The following is a 26633-nucleotide window of genomic DNA, read 5'->3' on the forward strand; positions in this document are numbered from 1 at the left end:
AATAAGTTTACGCCATCTTTAGCTAAAGACTGATGCACGTGCATGCCGCTACCGTTGTCGCCAACGATTGGTTTTGGCATAAATGTCGCTGTTTTACCATAAGCATGTGCCATGTTATGAACAACGTATTTTAGAATTTGAATTTCATCAGCTTTCTTAGTCAATGTATTGAAACGTGTTGCGATTTCGTTTTGACCCGCTGTTGCTACTTCGTGGTGATGCGCTTCAACTACTTGACCCATTTCTTCAAGTACTAAACACATTGCCGAACGTAAATCTTGTGAAGAATCAACTGGTGCAACTGGGAAATAACCACCTTTCACCATTGGACGGTGACCAGTGTTACCTTCTTCATAGCTCTTAGCTGAGTTCCATGATGCTTCTTTTGCGTCAATCTTCACGAAACAACCTGACATGTCGGTACCAAAACGGACATCGTCAAATAAGAAGAATTCTGGCTCTGGACCAATCAATACTGTGTCAGCAATACCGGTAGAAATTAGGTAAGCTTCAGCTTTCTTAGCAATAGAACGAGGGTCACGATCATAACCTGTCATCGTACCAGGCTCTAAAATATCACAACGAATAAGTGCTGTTGTTTCTTCAGTGAAAGGATCTAACACGAAAGTTGTTGGATCTGGCATTAGCACCATGTCAGATTCGTTAATGCCTTTCCAACCTGCAATTGAAGAGCCATCAAACATTTTACCGTCTTCAAAAAACTCTTCATTTACTTGATGAGATGGGATAGACACATGCTGCTCTTTACCTTTAGTGTCGGTAAAGCGTAAGTCTACAAACTTCACTTCTAACTCTACAAGTTGTTTTAAAACTGATTCAACTGACATTCTCAAGCCTCCGGTAGGGTAAAGGGTTGTCCCTTAATATAATCTTGCTGCTCGCCAGATGATGCATCTGGAAAACGAATCTTTACATAATTACCAGCAATAAAGCGATATTCATGCCAGATTGCTAACTAATTGATTTCATGAAGATGAGAAAGTTTTCAAATCTTCTAAATCATCACGTTGCACCAACCTCGTGCACCACTATGTTTCATCATGGTGCAAAAGTCCATAATAGTGCGTCACGTTAATGTTGCTGTTTTAGTCAATGTCACATGTTTGTCTTACACCATGCTTATGCTTAATATATAAACGTTTTATGCTGTTTTTTAACACATAGCAAGCGATAGATTTACAAGTGTTCAAAAATAATCCTATCTACAAAAGCCGCTGTGAAGTAGAATGGCACGCTTTTTTACATTGGCTATAATAGATAGCTTCTGTTAGATCCTTTTTTTTATTTGCTGGTTTAGAGGTTTATCTGTGTTAGAGAATTTACGTAACATCGCCATTATTGCCCACGTTGACCATGGCAAAACAACCCTGGTTGACAAAATGTTGGCGCAGTCAGGAACCCTTGCATCTCGTGGAGAAGCTACTGAGCGGGTTATGGATTCTAACGATCTTGAAAAAGAACGTGGGATCACCATTCTGGCAAAGAACACTGCCATCCAGTGGAACGACTACCGTATTAATATCGTAGATACTCCTGGTCACGCCGATTTCGGTGGTGAAGTTGAACGCGTTCTATCTATGGTTGACTCAGTATTATTGTTGGTTGATGCAGTTGATGGTCCAATGCCACAAACTCGCTTTGTAACCAAGAAAGCATTCGCTCAAGGCCTTAAGCCAATTGTTGTTATCAACAAAATTGACCGTCCAAGTGCTCGTCCAGATTGGGTTATTGACCAAGTATTCGATTTATTCGTTAACTTAGGTGCCACTGACGAACAATTAGATTTCCCAATCGTTTATGCTTCGGCATTAAATGGTTTTGCAACGTTAGATCCAGATGTAGCGAGCGATGATATGACGCCGCTATTCCAAACTATCGTTGAGAAAGTGTCTTTCCCTGACGCTGATGCAGAAGCTCCATTCCAAATGCAAATTTCTCAAATCGATTATAACTCATACGTGGGTGTGATCGGTATTGGCCGTATTACCCGTGGTAGCGTTAAGACTAACCAACAAGTGACCATTATTGGCGCTGACGGAAAGACACGTAACGGTAAAATGGGCCAAGTATTAGGTTACATGGGTCTTGATCGTACTGAAGTAGCAATTGCTAATGCTGGTGACATCGTTGCGATTACTGGTTTAGGCGAGCTTAAAATCTCTGACACTATCTGTGCAGTGAATGCCGTTGAAGCATTGCCACCGTTAACTGTTGATGAACCAACACTAACGATGACATTCCAAGTAAACACTTCTCCGTTCGCGGGTAAAGAAGGTAAGTACGTTACTTCACGTAACATTCTTGAACGTTTACAGACTGAATTAGTTCACAACGTAGCACTTCGCGTTGAAGAAACAGACAGTCCAGACCGTTTCCGCGTTTCAGGTCGTGGTGAATTACACTTATCGATTTTAATTGAAAACATGCGTCGTGAAGGTTATGAATTAGCCGTATCTCGTCCAGAAGTTATTCTAAAAACAATCGATGGTGAGCTACATGAACCATACGAAACAGTGACTGTTGACGTTGAAGAAGATCATCAAGGTACCGTAATTGAAAAATTAGGTGTTCGTAAAGGTGAAATGAAAGACATGCAGCTTGATGGTAAAGGTCGTGTACGTATCGACTTCGTTATCCCAAGCCGTGGCTTAATTGGTTTCCAAACCGAATTCTTAACTGCAACATCTGGTACTGGTCTAATTTATCATTCATTTGATCACTACGGTCCACACAAAGGTGGCGATATTGGTCAACGTGCTAACGGCGTATTGATTTCAAACGCAACCGGTAAAGCACTAACATTCGCCCTATTTGCATTACAAGACCGTGGTCGCCTCTTTATTGGCCACGCGGCTGAAGTGTATGAAGGTCAAGTAGTAGGTATCCATGCTCGCTCTAACGATTTGACAGTTAACTGTCTGAAAGGTAAGCAGCTAACTAACATGCGCGCATCAGGTACTGATGAAGCACAAGTGTTAACTACACCGATTACACTGACTCTTGAGCAAGCACTCGAATTCATTGATGATGATGAATTAGTTGAAGTAACTCCTAAGAACATCCGTGTTCGTAAGAGATTCTTAACTGAAAACGAGCGTAAGCGTAATAACCGCGGTTAATTAACATCAATGAGTGGCAGATACTTGCCCACTCATTGAGACCTAAAAAGCCCAGATGCATGCATCTGGGCTTTTTGTTAGCTGCGATTTACAGTCAACATGAAAACATTTAACTAGATATTTTTCGTAAACGCAGATAGATTCGAGCCAAGATCATTTTTAGGAAAAATATATGAGTATGTTACAACAGGTAAGCGTCGCTAAAAAAGCCAATGTGTATTTTAACGGTAAAGTGATAAGCAGAAGCGTAGTATTAGCTGATGGTAGTAAACAAACTTTTGGTGTTGTATTGCCTGGTGAATATGAGTTTGCTACTGCTCAAGGTGAAATAATGCAGGTTATTTCTGGCAAATTTGACGTGTTATTACCGGGTAAAACAGAATGGGTTGCATACGCAGAAGCTAGCCAGTTTGAACTTGCACCAAATGTGAGCTTTAGTATCCGAACCGATCAAATTTCAGAATACTGCTGCAAATACATTTAGTATTTTTGCACCCTAATAGACAATCGCGAACTAACAGTGTCGCTTCGATTCAGCTTAACTAAAACAGTTTAAGCTGATTTTTTTTATAAAAACGTCTACTCTATTAAAACTGTCGTTTTATGGAGTGCATCATGCGCCTTATCATACTTATTAGTTTGCTATTATTGAGCGTCCAAAGTGTTGCTACTGTATACCGTTGGGTAGATGAAAATGGCAAGGTTCATTACTCTGACGAACCAAAAAACAATGCTGAAGCTATTGAATTAAATGGCAACACCCAAAACAACATGACGATTAACACGCCAACAAAAATCAATGAAACGCCAACAACAGAAGCACCAATTAACTACACGATATCAATTACCTCTCCCCAAGAAGAAGCCACTATTCGTGACAATAACGGCGCATTTAGCGTGTCGGTGAGCGTCAATCCTCTACTACCTCGTGGTGTACTGATGACATTAGCAGTCGATGGCATTATCACTGGTCCCGCTCAAGTATCGAATACATTCCAATTAACCGGCATTAATAGAGGTGAGCACTCGCTGGTTGTTAATGCTGTAACACAAAGCGGCAAAGTCCTTGCATCAAGCTCTCCTAGAAAGATATTCCTGCACCAAGCATCTGTATTTGGACCAGCAAAAAAGTCTAAATAATTAAGATAAAAACTAGTTTATTCATTAGCTTATAATTTTATGCGTGACTATTTATCTTAGAAAGTGCTTGTGTGTACTGGGTTGTGATATGCACCAAAGTGGTGCATCATAATGGTGCAACCCTATACTAGGACGGCTAATGGACACAAATAACCTTCTCAATCACTTAGTCACCGCAGTGCTCGTTATTAATAACGAGCTCAAGCCGTGCTATGCCAACGCAGCTGCCGAACAATTATTGGGAGTGGGTAACCACAAACTACTCGAACAAACGCTTCCCGAGCTTTATCAATTAATGGGGGTTGAGCCACAATTACTGCGCGATGCCATTAATGCCGGCCAAGGGCTCACTGTCAATACAGCCGCATTAATCACTCTAGACGGCCAACATCACACCATTGATATCACTTTGATACCTATTGAAAATGACAATAACCTCAGTATCTTAGAATTACGTCAAGTAGACCAACAACGCCGTATTCATCAGCAGCTTAATATGGACGCCCAACAGCAAGCCGCACAGTTTTTGGTACGTAACTTAGCACATGAAATTAAAAACCCACTGGGTGGCCTTCGAGGCGCAGCACAGTTGTTATCCCGAGAACTCGACTCACCTGAATTAAAAGAGTTTACCAGTCTGATTATTGAACAAGCTGATAGATTGCGTAATTTAGTCGACCGTTTACTTGGCCCACAACGACCAACGCAACATACAGAACACAATATCCACCAAGTCACTCAAAAAGTACTTAAGTTAGTCGAAATGGCACTGCCAGACAATATCTGCTTAAAACGAGACTACGATCCATCCATTCCAGATATTCAGATGGATCCAGACCAAATGCAGCAAGCCATATTGAATATTGTTCAAAATGCGATACAAGCTTTAGAACATTGTGGCGGCGATATCGTTATTCGCACTCGTACACAGCATCAAGTCACCATTGGAACACAGCGCTATAAAGTGGTACTCGCCTTATCCATTATAGATAACGGCCCCGGTATTCCTGCTGAGCTAATGGATACCCTTTTTTACCCTATGGTCACAGGTCGTGACGAAGGCTCAGGATTAGGGCTGTCCATTGCACATAACATTGCCAGATTACATGGTGGTCGCATTGATTGTGTTTCGGCACCAGGTCATACCGAATTTATTATTAACCTGCCATTACAATAACTAGCATGCCCTTTGTAGGCAGAATGAGGTAGTAACATGAACATTAGTGAACAAGTTTGGATCCTCGATGATGATAGTTCAATCCGTTGGGTACTCGAAAAAGCCCTTAAAGGTGCATCGCTGTCAACGGCCAGCTTTGCTGCTGCGGAATCATTGTGGCAAGCTTTAGAAGCATCACAACCTCAAGTTATTGTGTCAGATATCCGCATGCCAGGTACTGATGGGTTAACCTTGCTTGATCGCTTACAACTGCATTATCCGCATATTCCAGTGATCATCATGACCGCCCACTCAGACTTAGACAGTGCGGTGAGCGCATATCAAGCAGGTGCATTTGAATACCTACCAAAACCATTTGATATTGATGAAGCGATTAATTTAGTTGAACGCGCACTCACACATGCAACAGAGCAAGCACCACAACCTGTGATTGATACCACCATAAAAACCCCTGAAATTATTGGTGAAGCCCCGGCAATGCAAGAAGTGTTTCGTGCCATTGGTCGATTATCTCGCTCATCAATTAGTGTGCTCATAAATGGTCAATCTGGTACCGGTAAAGAATTAGTCGCTGGCGCATTGCACAAACACAGCCCGCGTAAAGACAAACCCTTTATTGCGTTAAATATGGCTGCCATCCCCAAAGATTTGATTGAATCTGAACTCTTTGGCCATGAAAAAGGCGCCTTTACTGGTGCAGCCAATGTGCGCCAAGGCCGCTTTGAACAAGCCAATGGTGGCACGCTATTTTTAGATGAAATTGGTGACATGCCAATCGACGTGCAAACGCGATTATTACGAGTACTTGCCGACGGTCAGTTCTATCGTGTCGGCGGTCATCAAGCTGTGCAAGTTGATGTACGAATTATTGCTGCGACGCATCAAAATCTTGAGGTGCAGGTGCAAAAAGGCACCTTCCGCGAAGATTTATTTCATCGCCTCAATGTGATCAGAGTGCACTTACCGCCGTTATCGCAACGCCGTGAAGACATTGCCCAACTCGCCAACCACTTTTTAAACACGGCTGCGAAAGAGATTGGCGTTGAACCCAAAATACTCACAAAAGAAACAGCCGTAAAGTTGGCTAATTTACCTTGGCCGGGCAATGTTCGCCAACTTGAGAATACTTGTCGTTGGTTAACTGTGATGGCGTCCGGACAAGAAATTTTACCGCAAGATTTACCACCAGAATTGCTTAAAGACCCAGTTGCAACCCAGCAGAAACAGGCTGGAGCAAGTGACTGGCAAACCGCACTCACTGATTGGATTGATGAAAAGCTGGCTGCAGGTGAAAGTGATTTGCTCACTGAAGTGCAACCTGAATTTGAACGTATTTTACTTGAAACAGCACTAAGACATACTCAAGGCCATAAACAAGAAGCCGCTAAACGCCTAGGTTGGGGCCGTAATACTCTAACGCGTAAATTGAAAGAACTGTCGATGGATTAACCATTAGCATTAGCCATCATATTGGCAGTAATACCCGCGTTGGATTAAGGTTTGTTATGCTTTACTCATTTAACAAACCTTAATCCAACACAGAATAAAGCTTGCATTCCAAACAGCCATTTTTCGGGAGACGATATTGGACTATCAACCAATAAATTAAGTGCCATCACACAAATCCATATCCGACATCCACTCAATTGCATCAGTAAAGCCAAACACACGACTCAAAACACCCTCAAACAGTATTTTCTCTGCTCATTATCTTCCAATAGTGAGTGGTGTTAATATCCAGGACATATTCTGTTGCCCGTTATGTACTCAGCTATGTTCAGATCTATGCTCAACATAGCCCCAAAAATGATGCCAATAACATACCTGTTCAAATATTAATCAAAGTTGATGCGGATCAAATTTTATTCGCGCTGGAGGAATATACTGACATTTGTGTGCTGAGACTCTCCTTTAACGAGGAAGGAAGAAATCATGGACTTGCCGCAAATAGTTAATCCCCCCAACACCCTCGGGGATAACCTCTATTACGAAGATATCGTCTTCGGCCGCTTTACGCGTCAACGTTACGCTTTAGATGACAGAAAAAAATACGTGTCTTTTATGCCACCTAGCAACATGACCCACACTATTTCAGCATCAACATTGAGTGACCCAGCATGGGAAAAGATGACATTAACGTCAACTTGGAAAAAGGCATGCTACGCGTTGAGGCTACAACGTCATCACAGGCAAAGGAAGCAACATGGTGTATGCCATATTATTCACTTTATTATGGCAAACATACTCGCCCTTGCATCCTTTAAAAAAATGTCATCCATATTCGGCTTAACACGGCATTTAAAGACGACGTTCTTCCTCTCAACATTCCGAACCAGAAAGCCGCTAAAGAAATGACCAGTATTGCGATTAAGTAAGGCTTCAAGGTAGAAACGCTACACTTTGACTGACTACCATAATGATTGTTTTACTTTTTAAACTGCACTAAATGGACTTCTTAGCCTTCTGTGTTTTTTATATTGGAGGTAAGACAAATGCATATTGATCGCGAACAATTACTGGAAGCGTACCGACAAATGCGCACCATACGAGAATTTGAAGAACGTCTGCACAGAGAGTTCACCACCGGACAAATACCTGGATTTGTTCACTTATATGCTGGTGAAGAAACATCTGCAGTAGCCGTGTGTCAGCAATTAAATAATGAAGACCATATTGCCAGTACCCACCGAGGCCATGGCCATTGCATTGCAAAAGGTTGTGATGTAATGGGGATGATGAAAGAGATCTACGGTCGCGCTGAGGGGTTATGCGCAGGCAAAGGCGGCTCTATGCACATTGCCGATTTAGACAAGGGCATGCTTGGTGCTAATGGGATTGTCGGTGGTGGTGGCCCGTTAGCCTGTGGCGCAGCCTTGTCATCTAAGGTACGCGGCACCCATGGCGTTGCAGTGGCTTTTTTTGGCGACGGCGCATTTAACCAAGGCACCATACTTGAGTCAATGAACTTTGCTTCGGTTAATCAATTGCCAGTGCTATTTGTATTGGAAGATAACGGTTACGCCGAATCCACCGCCAGCGCGTGGTCTATGGGAGGCCATGATCCTGTTGCTAGAGCGGCGGGATTTGGGATAAAAGGTAAAAAGGTCGACGGACATGATTACTTTTCCGTTTACCGTGCAGCCAAAGAAGCCGTTGATGCGATGCGAGCTGGCCTTGGTCCACGCTTTATTGCCATTGAATTTACCCGTTATTACGGACACTTTGAAGGTGACGCCACAACCTATCGCCCTCCTGGTGAAGTCCGCGACGAACGCACGTACCTTGATGCATTAAAATTTTTCCGCGCTAGGGTCACGGGTGGCGAAATGCTAACCGTAGTTGAGCTAGATGCCATCGATGATGAGGTCAAAACACTCATTGATGCTGCGGTAGATGAAGCTAAAGTAGCCGAAATACCTAATATCGACCAACTCACCACTGACGTTTACGCCAATTACTCATTATGATTTGGGGGAAGTTATGTCTATAAAATCTTTTAGAGAAGCACTCAACGAAGGCATGCGTGACGCCATGCTAGAAGATCAGTCGGTCATACTATTAGGCGAAGACATTGCCGGTGGCTTAGGTGCGGCTGGCCAACAAGATGCTTGGGGCGGAGTCTTAGGCGCAACCCATGGCTTAATGACTGAGTTTGGTCGTGACCGCGTATTTGACACCCCCATCAGCGAAAGCGCATTTATTGGTGCCGCTGCGGGTGCTGCTGTGACGGGATTAAGGCCTGTGGCTCAGCTTATGTTTGTTGATTTTGTTGGCGTTTGTGGTGATCAAATCATCAACCAAATGGCTAAATTTCGCTATATGTTTGGCGGTAAAGCCACAACACCTGTGGTGGTAAGAACCTTATATGGGGCTGGCACAGGGGCAGCCAGCCAACACAGTCAATGTCTGTACCCTATCTTTACCCATATTCCCGGCTTAAAAGTGGTGATTCCATCTTCACCCTATGAAGCCAAAGGGCTGATGTTACAAGCCATTCGTGATGATGACCCGGTGATATTTTTTGAACATAAAGCCATGTTCAACGATAAGGGCGAAGTGCCAGATGAACCCTACGCCATTCCATTTGGTCAAGCACGTACAGTGCGTGAAGGCCGTGATGTCACCATTGTTGCCATTGGTCGTATGGTTGGTTTTGCTAGTACAGCGGCTGATGCACTAGCCAAAGCGGGTATTGAATGTACCATTATCGATCCTCGCACCACGTCACCACTAGATGAGAAAGCAATATTAGCGTCGGTTGAACAGACTGGTCGGCTAGTGGTCGTTGATGAAGCCAGCCCTCGCTGCGGGATGGCTGCAGATATCAGTTCAATCGTGGCTGAATACGCATTCTCTGCACTAAAAGCCCCGATTAAGCGTGTTATGCCACCACACTCTCCGGTGCCGTTTGCACCAAACCTTGAACAAGCTTACATCCCTAGCGTTGCAGATATCGAACTTGCAGTGCAAGCGGTAATGAGGAAACACTAATGACCAACAATATTAATGCCATCACAATGCCAAAATTTGGTCTCACGATGGAAAAAGGCAGCGTCTCCGCTTGGCATATTAAAGTAGGTCAAACGGTCGCGGTGGGTGATGAGATTGCCGATATTGAAACCGAAAAAGTCACCACATCATACGAGTCACCGATAGCTGGTACATGGCGGCGCACTGTCGCATCAGTAGGAGAAGATCTTCCGATTGGATCACTTATTGGTGTGATGGCATCTCCCGAGATTGAAGATGCACAAATAGACAGTTTCATTGCCAAATTCACACTAACTTAATGGGACAAAACCATGAAATTAAAAGCAGCTTTTATGTTTTTATCACCCGATGCTAGCCATGAAAAAAGTGTTGTCTCGACCCCGAGTGTCGAACTCAGCGTAATCGCAACGCGCAATTACGACGATGCAGTATCGGTTGCCACTGAGCTGGCTAATTTAGGCATTAAATCTATCGAACTCTGTGGTGGTTTTGGCCACGTTGGCGCAGCTCGAATTGCCAACGCTGTCGAGGGAAAAGCCACTGTAGGTGTTGTAAGGTTTGATATTCATCCAGGGTTGGATGGCGCGAGTGGTGATAGCATTTTCACCAAATAATAGGATTATTTGTCATGGAAACTCTACAAGATAAAGGTGCTAAGTACCATTTGTTTGGCGATGTCACCACTGAACCATTAACTAAGATAAGGCGAATCATCGCTAATAATGTGGTTGATAGTTGGACTCACATACCCCATGTGACCCATCACGATGAAGTAGATATTAGTGCCATTGAAGCATTACGCCATAAGCTTAACATCGAACATTCGACTGACACTTTGGGTGTTACCGACGAAGAACAGGTACATTTCACATTATTACCGTTCATTTTAAAAGCCACGATTGAAGCATTGAAGCTTTTTCCCGCATTTAATGCGTCGCTCAGTGGCGACGGCGAAATGCTCATTGTTAAGCACTATTACAACCTTGGGATTGCGGTAGACACCTCAAATGGTCTTATCGTTCCGGTAATTAAAAACGTAGACTCACTCACACTAGAGGAGCTGGCCGAAGCATCACAACAATTAGCAGAGCGAACTCGCGCCGGTAAACTAACCTTTGCCGACACAGAAGGGGGCACATTCACGGTGACCAGTTTAGGTCCTATGGGGGGAACAAGCTTTACCCCCATTATTAACATGCCAGAGGTTGCCATTTTAGGAGTATCAAGAGAAATGACCAAGGTTGTGGCTCAAAATGGCAAAATCGTTATTCGCCCTATGTTGCCACTATCGCTGTCCTATGATCATCGTGTTATCGATGGTGCTATGGCTGCACGCTTCATGGCACAGCTAAAACAAAATCTGTCACAAGCGGAGACTTTCTGCTAATGGCATATGACATTAGTGTTAGATCAATAATGGCAGCCCATTAACCTCGAGATATGGGGTTAATGGGTTGCTATTATTCTTTACAAGGTACGCATAAATACATGTCGTTGATTAAACTGGATCTTGGTGAATAATCACTTCGGCATCATCAAATGCCGCTTTAATCGTCAAACCTGCTTTATCTGCTATTTCGTGAGCTTCATGCAACGTTAAATTTCCGGCCAATTCCATGTGCAATTGAATGAATGTGGTTTTACCTGCTTGGCGAGTGCGTAAATCATGAATACCCTTAACACGAGGATCTTGCTTGGCTAACGTTTTAATCATGTCACGAGTCTCGTTGTCTAACTCGCGGTCGAGTAAACTCTGAACCGAACGATAACCTAAACCAAGTGCTTGATTACCAATAAACAACGCAATAAACACCGCAAACAGACCATCGGCCCACCACCAGCCATATTGCGCCAGTATTAATGCGAACAATACCGCAGCATTCAATAACAAGTCAGACTTATAATGCAATGAATCGGCTTCAACCAAAGAACTATTGGTTTTTTTCAAAGCATGTCTTTGCAGCAAAACGAGCGCAAATGTCAGCACTATCGCAATAATAGACACCACTATGCCACTCATCGCATTGGTAACGGGTACTGGATGAATTAACTTTTCGCCGCCATATAACAATAACAATGACGCCGAACCTAAAATAAAGGCCGCTTGAGCTAACGTTGCTAACGGCTCAGCTTTACCATGGCCATAACGATGATCTTTATCCGCGGGAACGATGGCATACCGAATAGCAATAAAGTTAACAATCGAAGCAAGTGCATCTGCAAATGAATCCGTTAATGAGCCCAACATACTGGCCGAGCCCGAATACATCCAAGCAATCAACTTAATCACAATAAGGCACAGCGCTGTGGCCACTGACGCGCGGCTAGCTAATTTGACCCAAAAGTCATATTCAGAAGAGGTACTCATATAAGAATTGTCGGCTCATTTAACTGATGATTTATCTGCTATTACTATAGCAAGTTCATTGCTCGATTAGGATAAAGTTTACTAAAGTAACTACTGGTCTTATGCAAAGTGTGACCATTAGCAAACTTGCATGAATAAAAAAAGCCATTACCCAAAGGTAACGGCTTTTATCTATTTAACCTGATGTTGTATCAGTTAATCATTAACGGCGCGGTTTGTGGCCTTTGCCTAACTTAAATTTATCTTGAAACGTTTGTTGTTGTTCAGGCGTTAATAATTGATAAATCTCGTTTTGCATTTTCAAATGCGTCAACATCTTTTGTAAATGCTTTTGTTGCTGTGCTTCAGCCATTGCAGTTGCTTTTACTTCGTCAAAACCAGCGGTGGTGATTAACGCTAACATTTCGGTACGGTGCTCAACGCGCTGCTCTTTCGTTGGGCGCTCTGGACGGTTAGCTTGATACTTGTCAAAAATGGCTTTTACTTGAACTTTTTGGGCATCAGTTAAGTCCAGCTTACGAAGCATTTTATGCATGCCACCTTTGTGACCATGATGTCTGTCACCTTTAGCGGCAACATTCTCAGTTTTTACAGTGTTATCAGCTGCATCAACTGCATATAACTGGCCAGCTAATAAAGCCGAACTTGCCACTAAGGCAACTAAACTCGTTTTGATGATTGATGATGTTTTCATTGTTAAGTACCTCGGTATGAATGGGATTTATTTTCTGCCTTTGCAGATTTGATACTCAGTTTACCGAATGCAATGTCAATGAGGGTTAAGACTGAGTAAACCTATGTAAAGAACGTTTTCATAGCACTTTAGCGCCAGTAATTCATGATCAAGTTGGCATATTGAATGATAAAAATCCCAGTAATGCGAGCCAGTTAACGTAATTCAGACTTGATCCTTACAGTAATCATATTAGGGCATAAAATCTAACTATTAGCGCTTTAATGGAATACATTATGAACCGATTGATTGGCCAATTACTGTTACTTCTTTGTGTACTGGTATTAGCACCAAGCTCAATAGCCAGTACTACACCCCCAGCAGATGACTCAATTTGGTATACTCAGCAAAACCAGCAGCCAGTAGTTAAACTGCATTTCTTTTGGTCTAAAACCTGCCCTCATTGTCGTGAAGCCCATCCTTTTATTGATGCTCTAGGCGAACGTTTTGACTGGATAGAACTACACGACTACGCCATTAGCGACCCCGGTAATGTCGATAAACTTATGCAAATGGGCCAACACACTGGTGTTGAACCTAAATCAGTACCCTACTTTGCCATTTGTGGTGAGGCCGTTGTTGGCTATAACAGCCATGATGTCACAGGCCGTTTTATCCTAGAACGCTTAGTTAACTGTTACCAACGCCAAGGTGGTAAAGCAGATATTGGTAATAAGCTCGATGATTACTTAGGCGCATCGCCAGTAGTAAGCGCACCATTATTTGAAACCTGTGGTGACACGAGTGACGACCCACAAGCCGAAAGTTCGTGTGGTATGTCGTTTGACCAAGCCAGTGATATTACTCCTATACCGACTGTTCAGCCTGTCGACATTCCACTCATTGGTGCTGTGCATCCTGAAGAAATGTCATTGCCAGTGCTCACCTTAGTACTCGCGGGTGTCGATGCTTTTAATCCCTGCGCATTTTTCGTGTTGCTGTTTTTACTGAGCATTATGGTTAATGCAGGCAGCCGCAAACGTATGTTATTGGTAGGCGGTATTTTTGTATTCTTCTCAGGCTTTATCTACTTTATATTTATGAGCGCCTGGCTTAACTTATTCCAACTACTTGGCGGCGGTGATGGCGGTATCATTATCACTTGTGCGGGGGTATTGGCATTGATTGCGGCCATAGTGAATATAAAAGATTACTTTTACGGCCGTGGCGACGTCAGTCTATCAATGTCAGTTGAAAATCGTGGCTCGCTGATTAAACGTATGGGCAAATTATCTAAAGCCAGCTCGTTACCAACAATGATTTTAGGCTCAACGATTCTGGCTATTTTAGCTAACACCTATGAACTGCTTTGCACCGCAGGTTTCCCAATGATTTACACCTCTGTGTTGTCATTATCAGATCTCGATACCATGCAGCGTTACTTATACCTCATCGCTTATAATGTGGTTTACGTTATCCCACTTGCCGCTATTGTGATTGTATTTTCAATGACGCTAGGTAAACGCAAACTCACTGAAAAAGAAGGCGAAGTACTTAAACTGATGTCAGGTATCATGATGTTAGGTTTAGGCAGCATGTTAGTGTTTAACCCTAACTCACTGCAAAATGCAGTCTTTTCAGTAGGCCTAATTCTGGGGTCGATTGTACTGACCTTTATCATTGCCAAGATTAAACGCTACATCGTGCAAAATAGAGCAGGGTAAATGTAAAACTGTGCAATGTTGATATGATTTAATCTTGGCATAAGATAAGCTTAATTGATCGAAAAATCTGTATGTTAGCTTCAACATACAGATTTTCTTTGTGCCAGAGGACAGTTATGAATCGCATTTTACTTATCGACGATGATATTGGTTTATCCGATCTACTCAGCCAATTACTTGAGTTAGAAGGGTTTGCTTTAACCCAAGCTTACGATGGTGAGCAAGGGCTGATGATGGCGCAACAGCTAGAGTTCGATTTAATCCTCCTTGACGTTATGCTGCCTAAACTCAATGGTTTTGAAGTATTGCGTGCTTTACGTCAACGCAAGCAAACACCTGTATTGATGCTAACCGCACGCGGTGATGAAATTGACCGGGTTGTCGGCCTTGAAATTGGTGCCGATGACTACTTGCCAAAACCCTTTAATGACCGCGAGTTAGTGGCTCGAATTAGGGCCATATTACGTAGAGCACAAACGACACAACAAGATAACCAAGCCAATGAAATGATGCAGTTTGGTGATTTACGTCTCGACCCTACCCGTCAAGAAACCTATTGTAATGAGCAACTGATCATTCTCACTGGCACCGAATTTTCACTGCTGTTTCATTTAATCGAAAAATCGGGTGAGCTGGTCACCAAAGAATCATTAAGCGAAAACGTATTAGGCAAAAAACTAATGCCATTTGATCGTAGCTTAGATATGCATTTGTCTAACTTACGCAAAAAACTACCAGAGCGCCAAGACGGCCGTCCACGCGTCAAAACCCTGCGCGGTAAAGGCTATATTTGGATACCGTGATGCTAAAAAATAATCCATTTAACAGGCTGTTTTTTAAATTATTGTTAGGTTTTTGGCTATGCAGCTCATTGATTATTGCACTTGTGTCTTTATTGCCATTACTGCAACAAAGTCATGATCGTTCACCGCTCCCCCCTAGCCTTGAGCATGTGCTAAAAAACGTTGCCGAACGGATACAACAGCAACCTCAATTGCTCGAAGGTAAAAACCTTCAACGTCTGCACCGTAGTCGCAATAAGGAAGGTGGTCGTAACCATAATGGCGGCCCACTGCGTTTATATTTAACCGATGGCGAAGGCCAAGTATTAAACACCAAACATGTCTCGCGTGGATTTAGACGTTTTCAACTCATGGCAGAAGAAGCAGACCAGCCAATTAGTCATCAATTTAGAGATGAGCTTATTTTTGGTCCCTATTCTTTTGAGGTCAACGGCAAACCATATCAATTGTTTGGTCGTTTCCCCGATAATCACCCTCGGCCGTGGTTCTTCTTCTTTGCCGACAATAAATTACTTACCGCAGGCCTAGCCATTTTACTATCGGGTCTATTATGCGGTTTGCTCGCATGGTATTTGAGTAAACCATTACGTTCACTAAAGCACAGTGCCAATGCCCTCGCTAGAGGTGATTTATCTAGCAGAGTCGATGCCGCTACCGCAAATCGTCGTGATGAAATGGGCCAATTGGCACAGGCTTTTAATGGTATGGCCGATGCCGTACAAACCATGATTAACAATCAGCAAAGATTAATGGGCGACATATCTCATGAACTGCGCACGCCACTCACTAGGCTGCAATTAGCCTTGGCCTTAGGCCGTAAAAAAGGTCAACAAAGTGAAGAGCTAGAACGTATCGGCTATGAAGCACTACAACTTGAAGCGCTAATAAGCGAATTGCTCACCCTATCTCGGGTAAGCCTGGCCAGCCATGAAAATAAAATAGTGCTCGAATTAGCTGAATCTTTAAGCCAAGTGTTAGATGACGCCGAATTTGAAGCTGAGCAGCAAGGAAAAATTTTAAAGATTGATATACCAGAGTCGCTGCAACTACCTCTACACCCAAAGACACTCTCACGCGCCATAGAAAATCTGCTGCGTAATGCAATTTGCTATGCCAATAGCCAGATAATCATTCGTGCAGCCCAAGTTGGCAAACACATATTAATTACAGTGGAAGACGACGGTCCAGGTATAGATCCAAAAGAGCTCGAAGCTATTTTTAAGCCTTTCTATCGCCCTGATACTGCCAGAGACAGGCAAAGCGGCGGTTGGGGTTTAGGCTTGGCAATTACCCAAGCTGCGATTACATTACACCAAGGCAGCATTGTGGCAGAAAACCTGATTAGCCCAACAGGAAAGCGCCAAGGCCTTAAGCTCAGTATCAGTTTACCGATAAGCTAGGCGAGCCAAAACACCAAAAATTGAACGTGGTGCATTCTAATAAGACTGAATACAGGCATTATTCAGAAACCCCTGCACATGTAGCGAACAAGCAAGTATCAGTAATAGCTAGCTCAACTTCATAAGATCACACAGCGGTATTAAGCATGTAAACATTTCAATGATCAACATGTCATTACTCGGTAAAAATGACTCCTAACTGGTAACATTTTCCGATTATGGCAAGCGGCCTGAGCCGCTTCACCATTAGGCATAATAATCTTGGCAGCCACTAGCGCTTAGCAATTACCCATACCGCGTGCACTATCCCAGGTATGTAGCCTAGCAAGGTTAAAATTATATTTAATAATAAGGTCTTACTTAGTCCAACTTGCAAAAACACCCCTAGTGGTGGCAGTAAAATTGCGATTAAAATACGTAATAAATCCATGACTTTCTCCCTTTTTAATGTGCTGAGGTTAACAGATAACCCAGCGTATATTAGCTGACTTGCATTTATTGTCATAAAATATATAGCAATTATCTGACCACTTTTCCCCGTGTTGCTGCCATTGACCTTAATGAACATCGATTTTTAAGCAACAACAAAACCACATATATTAGCTTTTTGGTATGTCTTAAATTGACAAAAATCCCTTTTTACATCGCCCAATATCCTAAAAGATAGTGCTCACAACCTTTGGTGCCTGTGAAGATTGTTTGCTAATATTGAGTAATGACAGGCTAGTACCTTGCGGATAATCTTATGATTTGTCGATTTTTGTTAAACAGCTTTCCTCGCAGCAACCAGCGATCATCCTCAAGGTTAAATCGATGGATTCTACTATGGAGTTTAGTTATTGCTGTTGTTTGCCTTACCAGCTTTGTGCCTACTTACGCCCAAGCAGCGCCTTCGCATAACACAGTGAAGCAACTCATACAGATTAACGACCCAAACAGCGTCATAGACATTGAAATACAAGGCTCTGTCGTCAATCTAAACGGCTCCGTCACTGAGCAAGCAAGTAAAGATCGCATACTTCAAACCATAGCCGCCTTACCGGGTGTGACTCAGGTTGTGGATAATATTCACTTGCAATCTATTGAGCCCTTATCTTTAGCTCCCCTGAAGCAAGATGCTGAGCAATTTTGGGACAAAGCCTTACTCTATTTACCGCGTTTGGCTTTAGGGCTATCGATTTTTTTACTCCTATTTTGGCTTTCACATCCTTTAGCTCGCTTATTGATTAGTCCCTTAGCTTGGGTGACAAAAAGTGAGTTGATCCGTTTAGTGATGCAGCGCAGCATCAGTGTATTGATCATCTTATTGGGACTGTATATATTTTTGCGCCTCGCTGGCCTAACGCAGTTTGCGGTCGCGATTATTAGCAGCACTGGTGTCATCGGTCTGATTTTAGGTTTTGCCTTTAAAGACATCGCCGAAAACTTTATTTCCAGCTTACTGCTCAGTGTGCAGCGTCCGTTCAAATTAGGTGATGTCATATCCGTTGAAGGGAATTTGGGGGTGGTAAAGCAAGTTACAGCAAGGGCTACCACGTTAGTCGACTATGACGGAAATCATATCCAAATCCCCAATTCCACTATCTATAAAAACGTGATTAAAAATCTTACCGCCAACCCGAGAATGCGTGGCCACTTTGTCATTGGCATTGGTTACGATGCAAGTATCCGGAAGGCTCAGGACATTGCTATGGAAATCATGACTGATCATCACGGCGTACTCGCAGATCCCGAGCCGCAGGTGCTGATAAAAAACCTTGGTCCATCGACGGTAAATCTACAAGTGTATTTTTGGGTCAATGCTGAAACTCACAGTGTTCCAAAAGTGGCTTCAATTTTAATGCGCTTGCTGGTGCGCGCTTATGAAGCGAATCAGATAAGCTTACCTGACGACGCCCGCGAACGCATTTTCCCTCAAGGGATACAAATCGTAACAAACGGACATAAGCAAAGTGAAGCATCTCAGAATGCGATACCAAGCACTGAACACAATACTGAGAAAACCCAAGAACCATTAGAAGAAGTCCATGATGAAGCTAGCGATGATATCAGCAGCGATACCGATGATATACGTCAACAGGCAGCACAATCACGAGATCCAGAAAGTGGCGTCAATATTATCTAAACGCTTATGCCGGTAGATAAATAAACGTGGCCGTTTTACTTTTCCATATACTAACGATACCGTTAATGCATTAACGAAGTGGCCTGTATTTTATGAGACTGTTACAACCTATGCACAAGTCTCTATTAAAAATTATCATCAGTGCTGTATCGCCCATTTTGATAATGTCAGCATTGATAACGTCTCGCAGTCAATCCTTGCTTAAGGTATAATTCGCCACTCTTTTTATGCTTCGTACCTAAGGTTGCTATGTTTCATATTGCCCTTTATGAACCCGAAATCGCTCCAAATACCGGAAACATCATTCGTCTATGCGCCAACAATGGCTCGCAGTTACATTTGATTGAGCCGTTAGGTTTTGATCTCGAAGAAAAGAAATTACGTCGCGCGGGACTCGATTATTCGGATCTTACCAGTGTGACTCGCCATAAAAATTATGCTGCTTTTTTAGAGGCTATGGCAGGAAAACGTATTATTGCCTGTACGACAAAAGGCAGTCGCCCTCATACGCAAATTGCTTTCCAAGAAAACGATGTACTGTTATTTGGCCCCGAAACCCGTGGATTACCAATGGATATTATTGATGCGACGCCACTTGCGCAGCGCTTACGTATCCCAATGACCGCCAATAGCCGCAGCTTAAACTTATCCAATTCTGTCGCCATTATTAGCTATGAAGCATGGCGTCAACTGGGTTTTGCAGGCGCTGAATAATGAAAAAGACGCTATCACCTGAAACCCAACAAAATGCTTTAGCCATTGCCAAAGCAACCCAAAAACCTGGGCAAGTTAAAGAACAAACTAAGCTAATTGCTGCGGGCGTTGAAAAGGGGATTGCTGAATACAAAAAACGTGAGAAGGCTAAAGCTCGCGAACGAGATAAAGCCCGTAAACAGCAGCAAAAATCTAAAAGTGCGACAAGCTCAAATAATGACGATTCCGATACGTCCTACATTGAACCAGAGAGCCAATTTAACCCTTTAACATGGTCGTTGCTGGGGTTACTGCTATTGAGTTGGGCATTGTTTGCCGCTTACTTGTTTTATCGCTAAACCCTGTGGGTGTTGAGAAGTATTCATTTTATTCTGTCGGCAGAGTATTCTTTGCCGACAGTTTAAGCAGGCTAATAGCTCGAATGACTTGATACTGCTCACTGTCGTCATCCAAATAGTGCGCACTTTGCTGCCACTGCCAGCCTTTTGTGGACGGTTTGGTATCACTCATCATGGGGTCGAACTGCAATTGTACTAATGCCGGACGTTGATTGATTTCTCCCTTGCCTAAAAATGAGTAACTGCCCGCTTGTTCATAAAGCGTTAACTGCTGCGATATGTCATCGGTAACGCCATTGGCATACACCAATAAAATATGATCTTGTTGTTGCCTAAACCACCAGGTTTCACTGTTCGAAAAGCGACTACCACGGCTAACACTAATGTATAAATTACGTTTATCTGCCGAGCACATCACCGAAGTGCTTACCTGCTTCGGCGCCACATTCGGATTGGCGGCACTGCCCTGCCACTCACCCGCTAGTTGACTACAAAATGAATCCAAGGTTACTTTCGCAGCATAAGATGACGTTGAATGTGTCAGTAACAACATCGCCGTTAGCAGTAATATAAATCGGCATGTATGTATCATTAACCATCCTCTTATCAAAATAGCATTTAACAGATATCAAGCTCAACATAAGCAATTGTACCTGCATCTATTCTGGCTTAGCGACCTAATAGAATCACTGAATGACTCCATAATATCTAGCCATAAAAAATGGCCCACTTATGTGAGCCATCATACGATACTACAGTGCCATTAACTGACTAAATCATTAACTGAATAAGTCATTAACCCAATAAGCAATTAATCCACTAATAACTACTGCCCAAAACCCGTCGCAGTGATATCAACTTTAGTCACTTCACCATATTGCGCCGCAATATCAGCGATTTTTTCAGCGTTACCTATCAACACAAACTGTAAGTTTTGTTGTGGGAAATATTGCTTAATCAAACGTTGAGTTTCAGCAAGAGTAAGTCCATCCACTTTAGCTTGAAATTGATTAATAAAATCATCATTAAAGCCATACAGATACATGTCAGACAATAAACCAGCTAATTGCCCACTAGTTTCATACTTAGGTGGGAACTGGCCTTTAACATAGGCTTTCGCAGAATCTAAAGTGGTTTGATCAATGCCCTTTTCCCATAAACGAGCATAGGTTTTTAACGCTAAATCAATGGCTTCTTTAGTTGTCGATGACTTAGTAAAAGTACTGATTTGGAATACCCCAGATTGAGCATAAGGGCTAAAACCAGAACGGGCACCGTAAGTTAATCCAGCGTTGACGCGTAATTCATCATTTAACCATGAAGTAAAACGACCACCTAAAATGGTGTTCACTACGGTTAACCCAACATAGTCTGGATTGTCGTAACGGATCCCCACACCACCAATTAAAAAGGTGGTTTCAATTGCGTCAGGCTTGTCGACCAACAGTACATGAGGTTGGGTTAATGTTGGTAAATGTTGGCTTAAATCTGGCTGAGCCACGGTTTCAGTGGTCTGCCAATCACCAAAGGCTTTATTCAGTTTAGCGGTCATGTCGGCAACATCAAAATCGCCCACCACGTTAATGGTCATGTTGCTTGGTTGATAGTAGCCTTTATGAAAAGCGCGTAACTCCTCAACAGAAAGTTTAGCTATGGTGTCACTATTGCCTGATACCGGATTGGCATAAGGATGATCACCAAAGACTAACTTATTGAAGTAGCGACCAATCACTGCACGAGGACTTTCTTTTTGCTGTGATAAACCAACAATTTCGCGCTGTTTTAGTTTATCAAATTCAGCGCTATCAAAGTCTGGTTGGCGCAATACGTGGCTAAAAATATCGAGCACGGTATCAACATCTTTGCTCATCATATTGGCACGAATATAACTACCCTCTAAATCAGCGTTGGTGTCTATGCTGGCACCCATAAAATCTAACTGCTGCTCGATGTCGGCCTTAGATTGACCCGCTGCACCCAACATTAAACTTTGTGAGGTGATATAAGCCATACCCGAGGTAATATCATTGACTGCACCGGCTCTTACTACGGCATCAATGGTCACTAATGGCACTTCTTTTTGCACCATCAGCTTAACCTTTAAGCCATTGTCTAAGGTAACCGATTGATAGCTTGGCATAACAAAACTAGCGGTGACAGAGTCGGCTGTATCGGCGGTAGTTTTTTGAGTGGTCGCACAACCACTTATTCCAATGCTACACGCTAATGCAATTGCTGATAACGATAGCTTAATACGTGTGTGAGTTACGGTTTTCATTTGTCTGACTCCTCAGTAGCAGCGAGCACACCGACAGTTCGATTCGCTTTAATTAAATAGGTTTGCGCCACACGTTGAATATCAGCTGGAGTGACCTTATTATAGGATTCTGGGGCGTTAAACAGTTTTGCATAGTCGCCAAAATACAGCTCGTATGTGCCTAAAGTATTGGCTTTACCATTAATGGTTTCCATAGTGCGGTAAAAGCCCATTAACTTAATATTTTTAACTTTTTCAAGTTCTTGCTGAGTCACACCTTTGTCGGTAATAAGATCAATCTGCTCAATGAGGGCTTTTTCTAAAGTCTCGGCGCTGACTCCCGCATTCGCTACACCCAAAATATAAAATAAGTTAGGGTCGAACGACATCGGCATATACGTGTCTGCAGCCACGGCCAATTGCTTATCAACTAAGGCCTGATAAAAGCGTGAGCTATTGCCTTCACTTAACATCGACGTTAATAAATCCAATGCATAGTAATCGGCATGACTAGTTGCAGGTACATGATAAGCCAACATAATGTTTGGCGTACTTACCGATTCTTTTTTAACAAATACCCGACGTTCACCATTTTGTTGCGGTTCAACTGTACGTACGGCTTTCGGTGGAGCTTGAGCTGGAATTGGTGCAAAATACTGATTAGCCAAGGCTTTCACTTCGGCTAGCTTCACATCACCGGTAATCACCACTAGCGCATTGTTAGGGGCGTAGTAGGTTTTATGGTATTGCTGTAAGTCTGCTAATGTCCAAGCGGCAATGTCCGACTCATAACCAATCACCGACCAGCTATATGGATGCGCCGCAAAGGCGACACTTTTAAGCGCTTCTTGAATAGTACGCCAGTTGGAGTTTTCAAGCCCTGTGGTACGCTCTGACTGCACCACGCCGCGCTCACTCTCAACCATTTCAGGGTTGATGTCTAAATTGGCGATGCGGTCTGCTTCTAAATCAAAAATAGTTTCTAGACCATTGGCTGGAAACCAGTCGGTATATACCGTTAAATCTTCACTGGTATAAGCGTTGTTGGCGCCACCAGCCGCTTCCATCGTACGGTCAAACATTTTAGGGCCAAACTTTTTAGAACCATTAAACATCATGTGTTCAAAAAAGTGCGAAATACCGGTAATACCAGGTACTTCATTGCGCGAACCCACTTTCCAAAAAATGTACATATTGGCATTAGGGATAGAACTATCCTCCAACACCATAATCTTCATGCCATTATCTAAGGTAAAACTATTAATATCTTCAGCTTGTGTCGCTGACACATTAGGCGCACTCAGTACGCCTAATGTCATCAGCAACGCCATTATCTTGCGGGTCATATCTCGCTCCTTTTGAGCTATCGTCCAATGGTTTATTAAAATGGATTATTAAAATTAGTTTTTAAATAGGGTTATTGTGCCGCGCTTAATGCTGTTAAAGCAATTTGGGTCATGGTTTGTACGCCAACCTTAAGGGCACTTTCATCAACATAAAATGCCGGAGAGTGATTACTGGCGACGTTATTGATATCTTGGTCAGCAGGAGTCACTCCTAAGAAAAAGAACATCCCAGGTGTTTCTAATGCGTAATAAGAAAAGTCTTCCGCACCGGTTATCAGTCCTGGCTCAATCAACATATTGTCACCCACTACAGAGGCGATAACCGGGCGCATTTTACTGACTAACTCTGGGTTGTTAACCGTAACCGGATAACCAGGTTGGATCACGGTTACTGCAGTGGCGCCAACTGTTTTAGCGGCATTAGCTGCCACTTCGGCCAATTTAACCTTAATGTCGGCGCGCATATCTTGATCGAAAGTACGAATAGTACCGATAAGCTCTACTTCATCAGGAATAATATTCGATCGAATACCACCATTAATGGCCCCAAAACTCACTACGGCGGGTGCTTTGGTAATATCCACCTGACGACTAATAATGGTTTGTACACTATTAATAATTTGTGCCGAGGCCACGATAGGATCAACACCACTCCAAGGACGTGAGCCATGGGTTTGCTTGCCCATCACTTTAATCGTAAATGAGTCTTCACTCGCCATTGCAGGGCCGGATCGTAGACCAATCATACCTGTAGGCATGCTTGAAGTAACATGCATACCAAACACTTGCTCAGGCTTGCGCTTAGCAAATAAGCCTTGTTTGAGCATTAACTCTGCACCGCCTTGTTCACCCTCTGGCGCGCCTTCCTCTGCAGGCTGAAAGATAAACATTACATCACCGGCTAGGCTGTCTTTTACTTTTACGAGGTTTTCAGCCACGCCCATCAGCATGGCCACATGGGTATCATGACCGCACGCGTGCATCACACCTACTGTTTGATTTCGATAAGTGTCAGTTACTTTAGAGGCAAAAGGTAAATCAACCACTTCGGTAACGGGCAGCGCATCCATATCAGCGCGTAAACCAATTAATGGCCCAGGCTTGCCGCCTTTTAGTATGGCGACCACACCGGTATGAGCAATACCCGTCTGCACTTCAAGTCCGAGCGATTTAAGATGTTTCTCAATCACTTTACTGGTGCGAAATTCACGATTAGATAATTCAGGGTGTTGGTGTAAGTCGCGGCGCCATGCAATGACTTTGCTTTCAACTTGAGCGGTTAGCTCTGCAGCATTAGGCACACTAGCCACAGCTGTAGTGCTATAAACACTGGTGGCAAAGATACTTGAAAGCAGTAAAGCAACAGACGTCAGGCGCATGTTCATTCCATTTATTATAATAATTAGTGCAACAAAACTACCTTGAAATGGCACTTTTGTTAAATTTTTTACCGATTTGCTAACAAGTCAATTGTATCTATTTATTAACAACCAACACTCGCGACTATGCTGGCGACGTTGGAATGTGAAAAAACACCACATCGCTGTCGATAATTTCAAGCTGCCAACTGTGCTGTAATGCTAGCCACTGAAAGGTTTCTATCGAGTAGAAATTGATATGAGTGGGATCGATTTTATAATACCAATTGTTAAACTTATCTAAGCTGGGTAAGTGTTTGGTCATTACCGCTAATATGCCGCCAGGCAACAGTAATGCGCTTAATTGCACCATCAGCGCCTGCGCATTGGCAATGTGCTCTATCACTTCAGTTAAGCAGACAAAATCATATTTTTGAGAGAGAGCTAGAGTATCTGGGTGATAAAATAAATCATAATTAACCACCTTAATGCCTTGCGCTACAGCCATTTGGCTTAATACAGCACCTTCGCCGCAGCCAAAATCTAACCCTATTGCATCGGGTTTAATACGGGCGATTAATGGCGTTAAAGTACGAGATAAAAATTGTTGATAACCCACATCGGCAACGTCATTATTGTGGCAATCATAATGAGCTTTTTCTGCTATTTCATCTAAATAAAATGCTGCAGGAACCGATACCAAAAAACATTGCGGACAACGGACATAGGAACGACTTTTATCTTGAGAAAAAGCAGCTGTTTCATGGTGACACAAAGGACAAGACGACAAAGCGAACTCCAAAATAAACCGAATGGGTCAATCAACAGCAAGACTAGTCAGACTGAGCTGGCTCTATACTGGTGTCTTTAGGGATTTTACGGGTTTGAGTAGCGGCCTCTTGCGCCTGTTGTAAATACTTTTGCTGACGGGTTAAACGCTCATCCGATTGAGCACGGGCTTTTTCGAGCTGCTGCGCTTCCCAGTCATTTGGCTGTGGCTTAGCTAACTCTTTTTGTTCACGTTCTGAGGTAGCCTTGGCTGCCTCACGTGCTTTTTGCAATTGCGTTTGCTCAAGCTCAGCCGACTCTTGTCGTGCTTGCTCTCCCTTTTCAGTCAAGGTCATTTTTTTATGTGGCTTATCAGTAGCTACTGTAAAAAATGCCAATGTACTCGCCGTAACGAGCAAAATAACTGAGCTTATCAGCCGATGTTTCATGTTGCCTATCCTTTGATTTTATCGCCGTTATAACGCTCACGAACCAGAGCAGGCATAGCCGTTAACTTATGTTGCACCATTGCGTTAAACACTGCAAATATTGGCGCGATATCAGCCGCGGGATTTAACGCAATCAACGTGTGGGCAACCGCTTCCAGAGTCGACAAGCTGTCGCTACGTTTCGCTTTACGAATGATATATTGCGACTCATCTTCACATTCTAGATGCAATGACGGGTAATTAACCTGAACTCGGGATAAAAAATTGAACTAATCGCCCTCTTCGTGATCAGATCTTTCGACCAAGAAGGAACCAATCACGCAGAGGGCTTATGAATAATTTAGTGGATATATTTTGTGATG

At 43.0% G+C, this 26633-nt stretch carries 28 protein-coding genes; 17 read left to right on the forward strand and 11 right to left on the reverse strand.

Annotated elements, in window-relative coordinates:
• The coding region (locus tag H5202_RS05115) for a glutamine synthetase beta-grasp domain-containing protein (protein ID WP_182771111.1) at positions 1-848 on the reverse strand (848 nt) is incomplete at its 3' end.
• Positions 849-1328: 480 nt separating this feature from the next.
• Between H5202_RS05115 and typA the strand changes: the two genes are divergently transcribed.
• From typA to H5202_RS05170, 11 genes are all read left to right on the forward strand, one after another.
• Positions 1329-3140 carry a translational GTPase TypA gene (typA, locus tag H5202_RS05120; RefSeq protein ID WP_182771112.1) on the forward strand — a complete coding sequence of 604 codons (1812 nt, stop codon included), beginning with the start codon at positions 1329-1331 and terminating at the stop codon, positions 3138-3140.
• Between the two features lie 172 nt (positions 3141-3312).
• On the forward strand, positions 3313-3624 hold the full coding sequence (ppnP, locus tag H5202_RS05125; protein ID WP_182771113.1) for a pyrimidine/purine nucleoside phosphorylase: 312 nt from the start codon (positions 3313-3315) through the stop codon (positions 3622-3624).
• A gap of 131 nt (positions 3625-3755) precedes the next feature.
• Positions 3756-4280, forward strand: coding sequence for a DUF4124 domain-containing protein (locus H5202_RS05130; RefSeq protein WP_182771114.1), 525 nt, complete (start codon positions 3756-3758; stop codon positions 4278-4280).
• Positions 4281-4419: 139 nt separating this feature from the next.
• On the forward strand, positions 4420-5457 hold the full coding sequence (glnL, locus tag H5202_RS05135) for a nitrogen regulation protein NR(II) (protein WP_182771115.1): 1038 nt from the start codon (positions 4420-4422) through the stop codon (positions 5455-5457).
• Positions 5458-5493: 36 nt separating this feature from the next.
• The gene (gene glnG / locus H5202_RS05140; RefSeq protein ID WP_102036489.1) at positions 5494-6906 is read left to right on the forward strand and encodes a nitrogen regulation protein NR(I); all 1413 of its coding nucleotides are present in this window, start codon (positions 5494-5496) and stop codon (positions 6904-6906) included.
• Between the two features lie 483 nt (positions 6907-7389).
• On the forward strand, positions 7390-7812 hold the full coding sequence (locus H5202_RS05145) for a hypothetical protein (protein ID WP_182771116.1): 423 nt from the start codon (positions 7390-7392) through the stop codon (positions 7810-7812).
• A gap of 137 nt (positions 7813-7949) precedes the next feature.
• Positions 7950-8924, forward strand: a complete 975-nt coding sequence (locus H5202_RS05150; protein WP_182771117.1) for a thiamine pyrophosphate-dependent dehydrogenase E1 component subunit alpha — start codon at positions 7950-7952, stop codon at positions 8922-8924.
• Positions 8925-8937: 13 nt separating this feature from the next.
• Positions 8938-9948, forward strand: coding sequence for an alpha-ketoacid dehydrogenase subunit beta (locus H5202_RS05155; protein ID WP_182771118.1), 1011 nt, complete (start codon positions 8938-8940; stop codon positions 9946-9948).
• Positions 9948-10247, forward strand: a complete 300-nt coding sequence (locus H5202_RS05160; RefSeq protein WP_182771119.1) for a biotin/lipoyl-containing protein — start codon at positions 9948-9950, stop codon at positions 10245-10247. Before H5202_RS05155 ends, H5202_RS05160 begins: the two co-directional genes overlap by 1 nt.
• A 12-nt stretch (positions 10248-10259) precedes the next feature.
• Entirely contained in the window at positions 10260-10562 is a 303-nt protein-coding gene (locus tag H5202_RS05165) for a DUF6506 family protein (RefSeq protein ID WP_182771120.1), read from the forward strand.
• Between the two features lie 14 nt (positions 10563-10576).
• Positions 10577-11335 carry a 2-oxo acid dehydrogenase subunit E2 gene (locus H5202_RS05170; protein ID WP_182771121.1) on the forward strand — a complete coding sequence of 253 codons (759 nt, stop codon included), beginning with the start codon at positions 10577-10579 and terminating at the stop codon, positions 11333-11335.
• Positions 11336-11446: 111 nt separating this feature from the next.
• Here the strand turns inward: H5202_RS05170 and fieF are convergent, their stop codons facing one another.
• Together fieF and H5202_RS05180 are read right to left on the reverse strand one after the other, a co-directional pair.
• Positions 11447-12316: a cation efflux pump FieF gene (fieF, locus tag H5202_RS05175; protein WP_182771122.1), complete on the reverse strand. Its 870-nt coding sequence runs from the start codon at positions 12314-12316 to the stop codon at positions 11447-11449.
• 202 nt (positions 12317-12518) lie between these two features.
• Positions 12519-13010 carry a Spy/CpxP family protein refolding chaperone gene (locus H5202_RS05180; RefSeq protein ID WP_182771123.1) on the reverse strand — a complete coding sequence of 164 codons (492 nt, stop codon included), beginning with the start codon at positions 13008-13010 and terminating at the stop codon, positions 12519-12521.
• Between the two features lie 275 nt (positions 13011-13285).
• Here H5202_RS05180 and H5202_RS05185 point away from each other — a divergent pair, with 275 nt between their 5' ends.
• The 3 genes from H5202_RS05185 (at position 13286) to H5202_RS05195 (ending at position 16916) form a co-directional block, all read left to right on the forward strand.
• Positions 13286-14713: a thioredoxin family protein gene (locus H5202_RS05185; RefSeq protein ID WP_259397192.1), complete on the forward strand. Its 1428-nt coding sequence runs from the start codon at positions 13286-13288 to the stop codon at positions 14711-14713.
• A gap of 116 nt (positions 14714-14829) precedes the next feature.
• A complete protein-coding gene (locus tag H5202_RS05190) occupies positions 14830-15516 on the forward strand; it encodes a response regulator (protein WP_182771125.1) in 687 nt (228 codons plus the stop codon).
• The gene (locus tag H5202_RS05195) at positions 15516-16916 is read left to right on the forward strand and encodes an ATP-binding protein (RefSeq protein WP_182771126.1); all 1401 of its coding nucleotides are present in this window, start codon (positions 15516-15518) and stop codon (positions 16914-16916) included. Before H5202_RS05190 ends, H5202_RS05195 begins: the two co-directional genes overlap by 1 nt.
• A 271-nt stretch (positions 16917-17187) precedes the next feature.
• On the opposite strand, the gene H5202_RS05200 is transcribed toward H5202_RS05195, so the two are convergent.
• A complete protein-coding gene (locus H5202_RS05200) occupies positions 17188-17346 on the reverse strand; it encodes a YqaE/Pmp3 family membrane protein (protein WP_011635799.1) in 159 nt (52 codons plus the stop codon).
• Positions 17347-17661: 315 nt separating this feature from the next.
• Between H5202_RS05200 and H5202_RS05205 the strand changes: the two genes are divergently transcribed.
• The 3 genes from H5202_RS05205 to H5202_RS05215 all read left to right on the forward strand — a co-directional run bounded on the left by H5202_RS05205 (position 17662) and on the right by H5202_RS05215 (position 20093).
• Positions 17662-19041, forward strand: a complete 1380-nt coding sequence (locus tag H5202_RS05205) for a mechanosensitive ion channel family protein (protein WP_182771127.1) — start codon at positions 17662-17664, stop codon at positions 19039-19041.
• A 249-nt stretch (positions 19042-19290) separates the two neighbouring features.
• Positions 19291-19755 (forward strand): tRNA (uridine(34)/cytosine(34)/5-carboxymethylaminomethyluridine(34)-2'-O)-methyltransferase TrmL, encoded by a 465-nt coding sequence (gene trmL, locus H5202_RS05210; RefSeq protein WP_059745837.1) that lies wholly within the window; start codon positions 19291-19293, stop codon positions 19753-19755.
• Entirely contained in the window at positions 19755-20093 is a 339-nt protein-coding gene (locus H5202_RS05215) for a DUF2956 domain-containing protein (protein WP_182771128.1), read from the forward strand. Before trmL ends, H5202_RS05215 begins: the two co-directional genes overlap by 1 nt.
• 28 nt (positions 20094-20121) lie before the next feature.
• On the opposite strand, the gene H5202_RS05220 is transcribed toward H5202_RS05215, so the two are convergent.
• From H5202_RS05220 to H5202_RS05250, 7 genes are all read right to left on the reverse strand, one after another.
• Complete coding sequence (locus H5202_RS05220) at positions 20122-20685, reverse strand: hypothetical protein (protein ID WP_182771129.1); 564 nt, start codon at positions 20683-20685, stop codon at positions 20122-20124.
• A gap of 234 nt (positions 20686-20919) precedes the next feature.
• The gene (locus H5202_RS05225) at positions 20920-22371 is read right to left on the reverse strand and encodes a M16 family metallopeptidase (protein ID WP_182771130.1); all 1452 of its coding nucleotides are present in this window, start codon (positions 22369-22371) and stop codon (positions 20920-20922) included.
• Positions 22368-23681, reverse strand: a complete 1314-nt coding sequence (locus H5202_RS05230) for a M16 family metallopeptidase (protein WP_443019335.1) — start codon at positions 23679-23681, stop codon at positions 22368-22370. The genes H5202_RS05225 and H5202_RS05230 overlap by 4 nt, the downstream gene beginning before the upstream one ends.
• An 86-nt stretch (positions 23682-23767) precedes the next feature.
• Complete coding sequence (locus H5202_RS05235) at positions 23768-25081, reverse strand: amidohydrolase (RefSeq protein ID WP_182771132.1); 1314 nt, start codon at positions 25079-25081, stop codon at positions 23768-23770.
• Positions 25082-25199: 118 nt separating this feature from the next.
• A complete protein-coding gene (locus tag H5202_RS05240; RefSeq protein WP_182771133.1) occupies positions 25200-25844 on the reverse strand; it encodes a class I SAM-dependent methyltransferase in 645 nt (214 codons plus the stop codon).
• Between the two features lie 43 nt (positions 25845-25887).
• On the reverse strand, positions 25888-26271 hold the full coding sequence (locus tag H5202_RS05245) for a hypothetical protein (RefSeq protein ID WP_182771134.1): 384 nt from the start codon (positions 26269-26271) through the stop codon (positions 25888-25890).
• A 5-nt stretch (positions 26272-26276) separates the two neighbouring features.
• Entirely contained in the window at positions 26277-26501 is a 225-nt protein-coding gene (locus H5202_RS05250; RefSeq protein ID WP_259397194.1) for a DTW domain-containing protein, read from the reverse strand.
• Between the last annotated feature and the right edge of the window lie 132 nt (positions 26502-26633).

This window comes from Shewanella sp. SG41-4, from assembly GCF_014164505.1.
In the GTDB taxonomy this organism is placed as follows: Bacteria; Pseudomonadota; Gammaproteobacteria; order Enterobacterales; family Shewanellaceae; genus Shewanella.

Excerpts from the sequence above, each read along its gene's own strand:
- H5202_RS05215 (WP_182771128.1), top strand. The coding sequence starts at position 19,755 with ATGAAAAAGACGCTATCACCTGAAACCCAACAAAATGCTTTAGCCATT.
- H5202_RS05185 (WP_259397192.1), top strand. The coding sequence starts at position 13,286 with ATGAACCGATTGATTGGCCAATTACTGTTACTTCTTTGTGTACTGGTA.
- H5202_RS05165 (WP_182771120.1), top strand. The coding sequence starts at position 10,260 with ATGAAATTAAAAGCAGCTTTTATGTTTTTATCACCCGATGCTAGCCAT.
- H5202_RS05145 (WP_182771116.1), top strand. The coding sequence starts at position 7,390 with ATGGACTTGCCGCAAATAGTTAATCCCCCCAACACCCTCGGGGATAAC.
- H5202_RS05150 (WP_182771117.1), top strand. The coding sequence starts at position 7,950 with ATGCATATTGATCGCGAACAATTACTGGAAGCGTACCGACAAATGCGC.
- H5202_RS05200 (WP_011635799.1), bottom strand. The coding sequence starts at position 17,346 with ATGGATTTATTACGTATTTTAATCGCAATTTTACTGCCACCACTAGGG.
- ppnP (WP_182771113.1), top strand. The coding sequence starts at position 3,313 with ATGAGTATGTTACAACAGGTAAGCGTCGCTAAAAAAGCCAATGTGTAT.
- H5202_RS05245 (WP_182771134.1), bottom strand. The coding sequence starts at position 26,271 with ATGAAACATCGGCTGATAAGCTCAGTTATTTTGCTCGTTACGGCGAGT.
- H5202_RS05155 (WP_182771118.1), top strand. The coding sequence starts at position 8,938 with ATGTCTATAAAATCTTTTAGAGAAGCACTCAACGAAGGCATGCGTGAC.
- H5202_RS05180 (WP_182771123.1), bottom strand. The coding sequence starts at position 13,010 with ATGAAAACATCATCAATCATCAAAACGAGTTTAGTTGCCTTAGTGGCA.
- H5202_RS05195 (WP_182771126.1), top strand. The coding sequence starts at position 15,516 with ATGCTAAAAAATAATCCATTTAACAGGCTGTTTTTTAAATTATTGTTA.
- fieF (WP_182771122.1), bottom strand. The coding sequence starts at position 12,316 with ATGAGTACCTCTTCTGAATATGACTTTTGGGTCAAATTAGCTAGCCGC.
- H5202_RS05190 (WP_182771125.1), top strand. The coding sequence starts at position 14,830 with ATGAATCGCATTTTACTTATCGACGATGATATTGGTTTATCCGATCTA.
- glnG (WP_102036489.1), top strand. The coding sequence starts at position 5,494 with ATGAACATTAGTGAACAAGTTTGGATCCTCGATGATGATAGTTCAATC.
- H5202_RS05235 (WP_182771132.1), bottom strand. The coding sequence starts at position 25,081 with ATGAACATGCGCCTGACGTCTGTTGCTTTACTGCTTTCAAGTATCTTT.
- trmL (WP_059745837.1), top strand. The coding sequence starts at position 19,291 with ATGTTTCATATTGCCCTTTATGAACCCGAAATCGCTCCAAATACCGGA.
- H5202_RS05160 (WP_182771119.1), top strand. The coding sequence starts at position 9,948 with ATGACCAACAATATTAATGCCATCACAATGCCAAAATTTGGTCTCACG.
- glnL (WP_182771115.1), top strand. The coding sequence starts at position 4,420 with ATGGACACAAATAACCTTCTCAATCACTTAGTCACCGCAGTGCTCGTT.
- H5202_RS05170 (WP_182771121.1), top strand. The coding sequence starts at position 10,577 with ATGGAAACTCTACAAGATAAAGGTGCTAAGTACCATTTGTTTGGCGAT.
- H5202_RS05230 (WP_443019335.1), bottom strand. The coding sequence starts at position 23,681 with ATGGCGTTGCTGATGACATTAGGCGTACTGAGTGCGCCTAATGTGTCA.
- H5202_RS05205 (WP_182771127.1), top strand. The coding sequence starts at position 17,662 with ATGATTTGTCGATTTTTGTTAAACAGCTTTCCTCGCAGCAACCAGCGA.
- H5202_RS05225 (WP_182771130.1), bottom strand. The coding sequence starts at position 22,371 with ATGAAAACCGTAACTCACACACGTATTAAGCTATCGTTATCAGCAATT.
- H5202_RS05130 (WP_182771114.1), top strand. The coding sequence starts at position 3,756 with ATGCGCCTTATCATACTTATTAGTTTGCTATTATTGAGCGTCCAAAGT.
- H5202_RS05220 (WP_182771129.1), bottom strand. The coding sequence starts at position 20,685 with ATGATACATACATGCCGATTTATATTACTGCTAACGGCGATGTTGTTA.